Source organism: Arenibacter algicola (genome assembly GCF_018860365.1).
GTDB lineage: Bacteria > Bacteroidota > Bacteroidia > Flavobacteriales > Flavobacteriaceae > Arenibacter > Arenibacter algicola_B.
Map to the genome: position 1 here is coordinate 375,469 of NZ_JAHKPO010000003.1, position 12,142 is coordinate 387,610.

The window sequence follows — 12,142 nt, forward strand, 5'->3', positions numbered from 1 at the left end:
TTATGCGTATTGCATATGATCGTTAAAACAATTAATATCCACATATGAAAATCATTGCAATGATACCAGCTCGTTATGCAGCCTCAAGATTTCCAGGTAAGCTTATGCAGGACCTTCAAGGGAAACCGGTAATACAGAGAACTTATGAAGCAGCCGTAAAAACGGATTTGTTTCAGGAAGTTTATGTAGTTACGGACAGTACTACTATATATGATACCATTACCAATATAGGTGGCAAGGCCATAATGAGTGTAAAGCAACATGAATGTGGAAGCGACCGTATTGCCGAGGCAGTGGAATCCATGGATGTTGATATCATCGTAAACGTTCAGGGAGATGAACCATTTACGGACAGGGAGAGTCTGGCCAGTGTAATCGAAGTTTTTAAGGATGACGTTAAGAAAGAAATTGATCTAGCTTCCTTAATGACTAGAATTAATGATTGGGTAGAGATTAATGACCCCAATACCGTAAAGGTAATAGTGGACAATCAAAATTTTGCCCTTTATTTTTCTAGGGCCCCAATTCCATATCCCAGGTCAAGGGAGTTGGATATACCATATTTTAAGCACAAGGGAATCTATGCCTTTAGAAAAAGTGCATTGATGGATTTTCAGAGATTGCCCATGCTTATTTTGGAGGCCACGGAAAAAATAGAAGCCATTCGATATCTGGAATATGGAAAAAAAATAAAGATGGTAGAAACCAGCGTTTCAGGTATAGAAATAGACACCCCGGAAGATTTGGAAAAAGCAAAGAAGGTATGGAAGTAGATTTTGGCAATATTACAGTGGTGGGTTTTGATGCCGATGATACCCTATGGGTAAATGAAACGTATTTTAGGAATGCAGAAGAAAAATTTGCCAGTCTTTTGGATGGCTATGAAACCAAGAATCAAATAGATCAGGAGCTGTTTAAAACAGAGATCAAGAACCTTGAACTTTATGGTTATGGTATTAAGGGTTTTATGCTGTCCATGATAGAATCTGCCCTGGATCTGTCCAATAATAGAATTTCGCAAGCAACGATTACGGAAATTTTGAATCTAGGGAAGGAAATGTTGTCGCATCCAGTGGAATTATTGGACGGCGTGGAGCAGGTATTGGAAGCATTGAAGGATAAGTATCGTCTAATAGTATTGACCAAAGGGGATTTGTTGGACCAAGAGAGGAAATTGGAAAAATCTGGCCTGTCCCAATATTTTCACCATGTAGAAGTTCTGAGCGATAAAAAAGAAGGAAATTATAAGAATCTACTGGAGCATTTGGAAATTCCTGTGGAGGAGTTTTTAATGATTGGAAATTCTTTAAAATCGGATGTACTGCCAATACTGAAAATAGGAGCAAAGGCCGTACATATTCCCTTTCATACTACTTGGCAGCACGAAGAGGTAAGGATGGAGGAGCATAATAATGATCATCTTACCTTAAGTACTATCTCCGATATTTTAAAGTATCTTAAATAAGTTTATGGACATAAAGAGTAAAAATATCAACACAATTATAAGCCCTGAATTGAAGACGAATTTCAAGAACTTTCCTATGGTGCCGCGCGTTATATTTGGTGCGGGTTGTTTTGGGCAATTGGGAGAGATTTTGTTGCCAAAACGGGTTAATTCCGAGGCTCCATTTATTTTTTTGGTGGACGATGTATTCGAAGGCACCGATCTAATTTCCAGAATACCGTTAATTTTTAATGATCAGATAATATTCATTTCGGCGGACGAGGAGCCAAAAACGGACCAAGTAGATGCTCTGGTCCACAAAATAAAAAACGATTATGACCATCTGCCTTCCGGAATTATTGGTATTGGTGGAGGCACCTTGCTGGATCTGTCGAAAGCCGTGGCAATAATGCTGACCAATAAGGGCAATGCCTATCAGTATCAAGGTTGGGATTTGGTAAAAAAACCATCCATATATCACGTGGGTATACCCACCATTAGTGGTACAGGTGCAGAAGTGTCCCGGACAACGGTACTATTGGGACCGGAGAAAAAACTAGGGATAAACTCTGATTATACCACTTTTGACCAAGTGCTTATGGATCCCGATTTAACAAAAGGGGTGCCCAAGGAACAATGGTTTTATACTGGTATGGACTGTTTTATACATTGTATAGAATCCCTAAATGGTACTTATTTGAATGCCTTTAGCCAGAGCTACGGAGAAAAGGCACTGGAATTGTGTAAAGAGGTCTATTTGGAAGATCTGCAAATGGATGAAGCCAGAAATAAATTAATGATGGCTTCCTGGCATGGGGGTATGAGTATAGCCTATTCCCAAGTTGGGGTTGCACACGCCATGAGCTATGGTCTATCCTATTTATTAGGAGTTAGACATGGAATTGGGAATTGTTTGGTGTTTCAGCATTTGAAGGAGTTCTATCCTGAAGGGGTGGAATTATTTAATAAAATGAAGGAAAAGCACAATATTCAGCTCCCAAAAGGTATCTGTAGTGAACTGACCAATGATGATTTTGAAATTATGACCAATGTGGCCCTTGGCCTTGTGCCGCTATGGGAAAATGCTATTGGAAAGGAATGGCGAACTATAATAACGCCTGAAAAATTAAAGTCGATCTATCAAAAAATATAATCGACCTAAGATGATGATGCTGTATGTTTTGATTAGTGCTGGGTTTTGTGGCACATGTAGACAAGGCGGGTGTTGGTAAATAGGGATATCTCGATCAAGTACAAAAGGCTCCGAATATTTTAAATAATTTTATGGTTTATGCAGACCCTTGCCAAATTTATTTATTTTAAAATTTTAGGTTGGAAATTAGTAGGTTCCTTTCCGCAGGTGGACAAATGTGTTGTAATTGTGGTGCCGCATACCAGTTGGGTCGATTTCTTTTTGGGACTTTTGATTAGGAGGGTTTTGAACGAGGATATCCATTTTATAGGAAAGAAAGCACTGTTTAAACCTCCATTTGGTTGGTATTTTCGCTGGATGGGCGGTGCTCCTATAGATAGAAGCAAAAATATGGATACTGTGAGTGCCATAACCAAAATATTTGATCAAAATAAAAAGTTCAGACTGGCGCTTTCCCCGGAGGGAACTAGGAAAAAGGTTGCGGAATGGAAAACCGGTTTCTATTTTATTGCCAAAGCGGCCGAAGTTCCCATTGTGATGGTAGCGTTCGACTTTGGAAAAAAGCAGATTAAAATCTCCAAACCTCAATATCCTACCGATGACAAAGAAAAGGATTTTGCAAACTACAAGGCATTTTTTAAAGGCGTGTTGGGCAAGGTGCCGGAGAATAGTTTCTGAAAATTTCAATGGGCCTAATTTATCAAATTCTGTAAGTTATTCCTTTAGTATTTATAAGAGTTTTAATCGTACTTTTTCCGTAAATATGACCAATTATTAAGTATTAATTTTCAATCATTGTAAGTATCTTAATAGTAATTTCGATATTGGAATTTTATCTTTAAAATTACGCCCTAGGTAATATTTGATATCCCCTGTTGTTAATTCTATTTTATTGCATTTAAAGCCGGTTGATTGTCTATGATTTGATACCACTTATCGAAATTGTGTACTCTTTTCACAAAATTTAACATTTTATGTTAATATTTATCCCCTCTTGTAATTAATCAATAGAGAATATCATTATTAATTGCAATATTGATATTATAGGTTTTTTATAGAGTTAGTTTTAGTAAAAAAATATCCCCCATTTTTTTTGTTATTACATTTAGTTGATTTGCACCCCAGATCTCTATGTGCTTCGCTTGGTTGTGGTCATGACCAACAGGATTTTTATGAAAAAAAATTACCTTAAGAAGTTTTGTTTTGCTCTTAATTCAATTTCACCCAATTGCAACGTAATATGGCTGAAATGGCATTGGTTTTATGAGTACTTCCGTCTAAGGACTGTTGAATCTAAGATAATAAGCCAAATAGATTTATTGAATCTGATAATATTAAATAATCATTCCACACATAATTTTAATACTCCACATTATGCATAGATTTTTACGTAAACTTATTGGTTTTTTCTTGCCAATTCACCTTGTTCAGTCCAATAAATTGGAAAGAAGGGTAGCAGGGATCCTGCTTGTATTATTATGCTGTAGTTCATCCCTCCTTGGTCAGGTCCAAATAACGACTGATCCGTCCTCACTTACGGTTGCACCTAATGAAACATTTTCAATTACGGTGCAGGTTGAGACCGATCAAAATGCTGATGCGGCCGAAGTACATATGAGTTTTGATCCAAGTATTATAGAGGTTACAAGTATAAGTCTGTCACAGCCCAATCCATTGCCTGTTCAAATCATAGGATCGGAATTTGATAATTCTTTAGGTGTGATCAATTATGCGGCGGGTACTTTTTCAGCCTTTCCCAATTCAGATTTTGATTTGCTCGAAATACAATTTACCGCAATAGCTGAAGGTTCTACGAATTTGGAATTTAGCGGACTTCCTTCAAAAGTTACCTTTGGGGGGCAGAACATATTATCTGGTGTAAGTGGATCTACAATTACGGTTGGAGTAACAGATATAATACCTCCGGTTATTACCCTCATCGGAGATGAGGTTGTCAATTTATCGGTTGGCGATGTTTATATAGAACAGGGAGCCAATGCCAACGATGAAACAGATGGTGATATTAGTGAATATGTAACTATAGGTGGAGATGTGGTGGATACCAATACGGTAGGTAGTTATATGGTTACATATAATGTAATGGATGCAGCTGAGAATCCTGCGGCAGAGGTAGTACGTACCGTAAATGTCTCCCAAGTTGTAGTTAATACATATACTATCACTACTAATCCTGGCTTAAACGGGACTATATCCCCATCCACTACGCAGGTCAATCAAGGGGATAATATTATTTTTACTATAACACCGGACCAAGGGTTTGAAATAGAAGATGTTCTAGTAAATGGAAGTTCTGTCGGTCCCGTAGCCTCATATGAGTTCACAGATGTTCAGGCAACTGCAAGTATAAGTGCTACGTTTATAGAAAATGCTTTCCAATTATGTATAGCCAGTGGTAATGATGCACTTACTGCTTTTGGTCGCAATTTCGTTGGAGATCCCGCAACCACGCCACCGACTGGGGCGTCCTTTTTACGGACTGGTGGTAAGGCTTATTTAGGTTATAATGGTGCAATTAGTGGAACATCCACTCCCGATGAACTTTTATTGTTTCAAAAGGAAATTTATGGGGGTAAGGATAGTGCCAACCCTCCATTGATGTATGAGATCCCTGTTCCAAATGGCTATTATCAAGTGGATCTGTACTTCGCCGAGGTATATCATCCTAATGCCGAGGGTAGGGTTTTCGACGTGTTATTGGAAGGAAATGTTATTTTGGATGAATACGATTTGGTAGATCCAATTAAAGACGGTATTTCTGCCAACAAAACGGCTGTTGTCAGGACGTATTATGTTGAGGTTGTTGATGGAAGTCTAAATGTGCAAGTTGGACCTGCGACAGTCGATAATGGAAAAATATCCGGACTGTGCGTTACGGCGACGTCTGCCACAAATGTTCATCCAATAGCCAATATCAGCAATCTTCAATTTGAGGCACTTGCCGCTGTTGCAGAAACCTTGAATATTGTGGATAGTGATCAGTTGAATATTGTATTTAATAACCTGCCAGCCTCCTTAAGTTATAATCCGTCCAACAATCAATTGGAGGGTACTCCTGTGGTCGCTGAGGTAGGTGATCATTTAGTCAACGCCATAATTGATGATGGGGTCAGTGCTCCTGTAACGGCAGAGTTTACAATTACAATTTATCCTTCTGGAACTGATCTTCCTCCTAGTATCGCCGCCATAAATGATATTGAAGTGGCCGAGGGATCAACAGCATCTGCTAATATTGTTGTTTCTGATGATAAAGATGTATTCAATGCCAGTATTGTCATATATGATAAAAGTAATGGAGGAACAAACAATCCTTTATTGCCGTCCACTATTGTGCCTTCTACGGAGTATACCTTTACGGATAATGGCGGTGGTAGTTATGTACTTAATTGGAGTACTGGTCAAGGAGATGGTCGTTCCTATTTGGCCGAAGTCACTGCCGATGATGGTGTTAATCCAGCTGTAAAACAGAGCTTTAATATTAATATTGCCCAACCGATTCCTGCAAATATTTTTGCCAGGACGTTTAGTAATCCTTTGCCATGGTACGGTCCGAATCCCTCGTTGCCATTTACGATTGCAATTGAAGCCAATGCAGCTCAGAATATTGGTTATATAGATGGAGGGGATTTTGCAGAGTATTTAATAGATGTTCCAGCTCCAGGTGTATACGATATAGAGTTCTCGGCGGCAAAGGGCAATGGCGGAACAACGGTTATAACTATTTCCGAAGAAAATGGAGGTGGTTTTTCTGCTGTTGGATCTGCCAATGTTTTATCGACGGGGAACTGGCAGACTTATGCTTCATATTTTACTTCTGTAGACATCAGCAATCCAGGAATCCAGACGATTCGCTTGGATTTTAATGCTGGTGTTAATATTAAGAATTTTGATATTTCCCAGTCGGCCATTGCAGCATGTAATGTGGCTTTTAGGGTAAATGCAGGAGGTCCCATCCAAGGATTATTAGGAGGGGATTTCGAAGCAGATCAATCTGTTGCTGGGGCCGGTGGAACTGCTGGTACAGGAACTCCTTCCCCTTATTACAAGGGTATTGTAGATAAAACCTTTGGCTCAAATGTAGCCTTGGTATCAAACACCACAGGATATCCTGATGCCATATTTCAAACGGAGCGGCATATAGATGGCGGGGTTTTAATGAACTGGGAGTTTCCAGCTAACGGTACTTACGAAGTAAATATTTTATTCAATGAAAACTGGACTGGAGAAGCCAATCCCGGTAACGCTAGGATTTTTGATGTAGAAATAGAAGGTGATCTGGTGTTGGATGACTATAGACCATCTTTAGCCGCTGGTGGGTTCAACATAGCAAAGGTTGAAACTTTTATCGTTGAAGTTACGGACGGTATTATGAATATCGACTTTAAAAAAGGTAATCAAAATCCATCTGTAAAAGGATTCAGTATTTGTTTAATTTCTGAACCTAACAACACTCCGCCAGTGGTGTCAATAACGGCACCAGCCAATGGAGATCCAGTAATACGGGGGACAGATGTTACCCTTACCGGAACTGCTTTGGATATTGAGGATGGAGACATTTCCAATTTTATCGGTTGGAGTTCAAACGACACTAGATTTACTACAACACCTTTAGACGGAATTGGTTCGGCAATTTCCGGACAATTTGTTACGCCAGGAGTTCAGACCTTGACGGCAACTGCGACAGATAATGGTTCAGAAGTGGGTACAGCCAACGTAACTGTTAATGTTTCCTGGCCCGGTGTGGTTATAGACCTTCCTTTAGAAGCTGCAGAATTGAATTCTACCGATGTAAGATTGGAATGGACAGGAACGGATGTGTTATATGATCTTACAGAGCACTATCATATTTTTGTTAATCCATCGGATATAAATAATATTGACCCTGCAACCCGGATTTCAACAGCTTCACAGATAGGACAGGAATTCTGGGACCTAACAGCTGCAGATGGGATAGTGGATGGACCAAATACCATTGTTCTGGTAGTGGCAGATCCTACTCATGCAGCTTTTGAAAATGTAGAGGCTACGGCTATAGTGAATTTTACGGTAAACCTACCGGACAATATACCACCAGTGATAACACTTCTGGATGTTGATCCGCTTCTAGTGGAATTAGGCTCGTCTTATATTAATTTGGGCGCCAGTGCAACCGATGATACGGATGGTGATTTGACCGATGAAATTGAAATAGGAGGTGATATCGTTGATCCTAATACCATAGGGGAATACGTTATTACATATAATGTTTTTGATGCAGCTGGAAATCCTGCCACAGAGGTAACCCAAACAGTTATTGTATTCGATAGCACTGCACCAGTTATTACATGTCCAGATGATATTGTGACTTCTACTGATCCAGATTTTTGTGGAGTAGAATTAAATCTAACTGGTGTATCCGCCATAGATATGAGTGGAACTATAACTTTTGATGGAATTAGAAGTGATGGACTAGAACTCACGGAACCCTATGCCTTAGGGGTAACTACGGTATCCTGGACTGCCACTGACGAAACTGGTAATGTTTCTGAGCCTTGTATCCAGACCATAACTGTAAATGATGAGGTTGGGCCTAATTTCGGGTGTCCAGCTAACATCAATGCAACCAGTTTCAATGGTAATCCGGTAGTAGTTGAAATTACTGCACCGCCTGTTTTCGATTCATGTTCACAATTGGATGTTACATTAACAAGTACACGTAATGATGGTCAGGAAATAGACGATGCTTATCCCGTAGGGACTACGCAGATAGAATGGAAGGCTACTGATAATGCTGGCAATATAAGTTCTTGTATACAATCAGTTACAGTTGATTTTACGGCTTCCACCCAGAAAAACATTGAGTCTTTTAGTGTCGAAGGACAGTTTGGACCGGAAATTATTGACGCTTCGTCTGGTACAGTAGGAGTTACCGTTGTTGCAGGAACAGATGTTACTGGCCTTTCACCTAGTATTGGGATTTCGGCAGATGCCACAATAAATCCTTCCTCGGGAACAGTTTTGGATTTTACCAACTCAGTAAATTATACGGTTACAGCTCAAAACGGAACTCAAAAGAATTGGACGGTTACGGTTACTGTTCAAGAAGATAACGAAGATCCGGAAATTATTTGCTTGGGAGATATTAGTATTTCCAATGATAATGGACAATGTGGAGCAGTGGTAGATTACACCGCACCGGTTGGAACGGACAATGTTCCAGGGGCTATTACCAACCTAACCCAAGGCTTGGGAAGTGGGGAGTTTTTCCCTATCGGTACAACTACAGAGGTTTATACCGTTACTGATGCATCAGGAAATACATCTTCATGTAGTTTTACCGTTACCGTACTAGACTCTGAAAATCCAACAATAAGTTGTCCGCAAGATATTGTTATCCAGGTTGCAGAAGGAGTTTCAACTGCCATCGTGGATTTTACGACTCCACTTTTTAGTGACAATTGTCCTAATGCCAATATTCAGCAAACTCAAGGTCTTGCAAGTGGTTCTAACTTTCCACTAGGAACAACATTAAATATTTTTGAGGTTACTGATGCAGCGGGAAACAATCAGACCTGTAGTTTCAATGTAACCATAGAAACTACAGCCCCAGCTTCTCTTACCGTAAATGGATTTACGCTTGTAAATGCGGATACGGATCAGGATATAATGCCATTGACTAATGGTAAATTGATCAACGCTGGAACTTACGCCACCACCAACCTTGCCATCAGGGCCAATGCTACCCCGGATGTGGGTAGCGTAAAGTTATTGCTCAGTGGCACTAAGAGTAGGAATCAAACTGAAAGTGTTGCACCCTTCACATTGTATGGTGATAATGCAACAACTGGCGATTATATTGGTGAGTTGTTTCCTATAGGGAATTATACCCTTACGGCTACTCCATATGCCAATTCAGGATTGAGTGGAAATCAAGGTTTACCAAAGACCATAACCTTTCAATTCACAAATCAGAATCCATTATGTAGTAATTTTGACGCAAGCGTTGGTACTTCTTCTAACCCTAGCGCTTGTAATAGCAACGATGGTTCTATAGTCATCAACACCGTTGGGTTTGTGGGTCCTCTTACATATAATTGGAGCCATAATGCCAATTTGAACACTGCTACAGTTAGTGGATTGGGAGCTGGTACTTATAATGTTACAGTTACCGATGCCAATGGTTGTTCTGAAGATTTGACTGTTACTTTAAATGGACCAACACTTCCTGAAGTAACCTTGGCGCCTTTTGCCGATGTACTTATAACAGATAGTCCGTTTGCCCTAACGGGAGGTAGTCCTTCTGGAGGTGTATATAGTGGTACAGGGGTGAGTAATAATTCCTTTAACCCTGCAATAGGAAGTGGAAACTATTCTATAGTCTATACTTATGAAGATGGTAATGGTTGTTCAAACAGTGCCACTCAAACTATTAGAGTGGGTACTCCAATAGACAATGCTTCTGTAATTGTAGTAAATGCCAACACCGATAATGCAATGTTCGCCTTGACCAATGGACTTCAAATAGAAAAAAGTACCATTGGCGAAACTCCTTTGGGAATAATCTATAACCCTAACCTCAACCCGGGTTATGTGAATTTTGTCCTTACTGGACCAATAAACCAAAGTAAGCGTGAAGGGCCATCAGCTCCTTATTCGCTTTTTGGGGATAAAGGCGTAGATATATTAGGGAAACCTTTTCCAGTTGGGGATTATACCTTGGTGACCAACCCTAATTCTGGGGCAAGTCAATCCATTAATTTCTCAGTCATAAGTGGTCCTCCAGCCAATGTGCCTCCAGTTGTGGCTCTAGCAGGTAACACGGACAATAGTGTTCCGTTTAAAATTAATTTCTCGAGTGTCGGATCTACTGATAATGATGGAATTATAACTGGGTTTTCATGGAATTTTGGTGATGGTAATACCTCAAGTCTGCAAAATCCAGCACATACTTACAGCTTAGGTGGTATATATAGTGTTAGCCTAACATTAACAGATGATGACAACGCAACTAGTACTAAAAATATTAGTGTAACTGCAATTGATCCAAGTATTAATCAACCGCCAATTGCTGTGGTTACCGCTTCGCCAAATAGAGGAACGGCACCGTTATTAGTCAATTTTTCAAGTACTGGTTCCAGTGATACGGATGGTAATATTGACTCCTACCAATGGGACTTTGGGGATGGAGTAACCTCTACCCAGAGCAACCCGTCACATACCTATACTACCCAGGGTAGTTTTGTTTGTACTTTAACCGTAACGGATGACGATGGGGCAATAGGTACAACAAGTGTAAGTGTCAATGTAAATGCACCAAATAACAATGCGGCACTATTTATTCTGAATGCCAATAATGATAGTCAGTTATATTCTTTAACCAATGGATTACAGATTTCCAAAACCGATATTAGCGAAACCCCTTTAGGTATCATCTATAATCCGGATCTCAATCCTGGTTATGTAAACTTCACCCTTACTGGCCCGATAAATCAAAGTCAACGGGAAGGACCAACAGCGCCCTACTCCCTTTTTGGAGATAAAGGTGTGGATATTCAAGGCAAACCCTTTCCGGTTGGAAACTATACCCTAGTGGCGAGACCAACCGTGGGTGCAACCCAAACAATTAATTTTAGTGTTGTTAGTGGACCACCAGGCAATGTTAATCCAATTGCTGTTGCAATAGGTAACCCGGATGCCAGTACTGCGTTTAAAGTTAATTTCTCAAGCCTAGGTTCATCGGATAGTGATGGAAACATAGTTGGGTATTCATGGAATTTTGGTGATGGTACTATCTCAACTTCTCAAAATCCCTCCCATACCTATAGCTCTGGGGGCACTAAAACAGTGACTCTTTCTGTAACCGATGATGATGATGCAATTGGAATCACAAGCATTCAGGTTATTGCTATTGATCCTACCGATATAGATAAGGTGGTAAGTTTTACCTTGATAGATACAGAAAATCAATTTGATTTGTTCGATATACAGAATAACATGAACGTAAATGATGGGGAAGGAGTCAATATTAGGGCTAATACAGATCCTGGAATTGTGGGAAGTGTAAAGTTTGAATTATCCGGAACCTTAACCAGGACTTGGATAGAGTCAACTTCTCCCTACGCTCTATTTGGGGATTCCAATGGGGAATATGCAGCTTCGACTTTACCGATTGGATCTTATACCCTTAAAGCAACACCTTATTCTTCGGCAGGGGGCACTGGAAATGCGGGTCAATCGTTGACAATAGTCTTTAATGTGGTACAGTCCGCTTCCACTGCGAAGACGTCGGTTACCTCTATGAATATATTTCCAAATCCGGCTAATGAAAGCGTTACGGTTTCCTTTGATGAGCCAACGCCATTAACCCAAATCTATGTATATGATATTACGGGTAGGTTGGTGAAATTTCTGAAAATGGATGCTAGTGAGAATGTGGAAACTTATCTTCTTGGAGTTCAGGATCTGCCTACAGGATCTTATTTCATAAGAACTATAGATGCAGAAGGAAAGGAATTACAACAACAAATGGCAATAAAGCGATAACCAAG

Annotated in this window: 5 protein-coding genes; all 5 read left to right on the forward strand. The window is 39.9% G+C overall.

Annotated features, from left to right (window positions below; genetic code table 11):
- The first annotated feature begins 44 nt into the window (after window positions 1-44).
- The 5 genes from kdsB to KO529_RS03630 all read left to right on the forward strand — a co-directional run bounded on the left by kdsB (window position 45) and on the right by KO529_RS03630 (window position 12,137).
- A complete protein-coding gene (kdsB, locus tag KO529_RS03610; protein WP_252734293.1) occupies window positions 45-773 on the forward strand; it encodes a 3-deoxy-manno-octulosonate cytidylyltransferase in 729 nt (242 codons plus the stop codon).
- Entirely contained in the window at window positions 764-1,465 is a 702-nt protein-coding gene (locus KO529_RS03615) for an HAD family hydrolase (RefSeq protein WP_215946545.1), read from the forward strand. Before kdsB ends, KO529_RS03615 begins: the two co-directional genes overlap by 10 nt.
- Window positions 1,466-1,469: 4 nt before the next feature.
- Window positions 1,470-2,597, forward strand: a complete 1,128-nt coding sequence (locus KO529_RS03620) for an iron-containing alcohol dehydrogenase family protein (protein ID WP_252734294.1) — start codon at window positions 1,470-1,472, stop codon at window positions 2,595-2,597.
- A gap of 138 nt (window positions 2,598-2,735) precedes the next feature.
- The gene (locus tag KO529_RS03625; RefSeq protein ID WP_215946546.1) at window positions 2,736-3,275 is read left to right on the forward strand and encodes a 1-acyl-sn-glycerol-3-phosphate acyltransferase; all 540 of its coding nucleotides are present in this window, start codon (window positions 2,736-2,738) and stop codon (window positions 3,273-3,275) included.
- A 696-nt stretch (window positions 3,276-3,971) separates the two neighbouring features.
- Window positions 3,972-12,137 carry a PKD domain-containing protein gene (locus KO529_RS03630; protein ID WP_215946547.1) on the forward strand — a complete coding sequence of 2,722 codons (8,166 nt, stop codon included), beginning with the start codon at window positions 3,972-3,974 and terminating at the stop codon, window positions 12,135-12,137.
- Window positions 12,138-12,142: the final 5 nt, after the last annotated feature.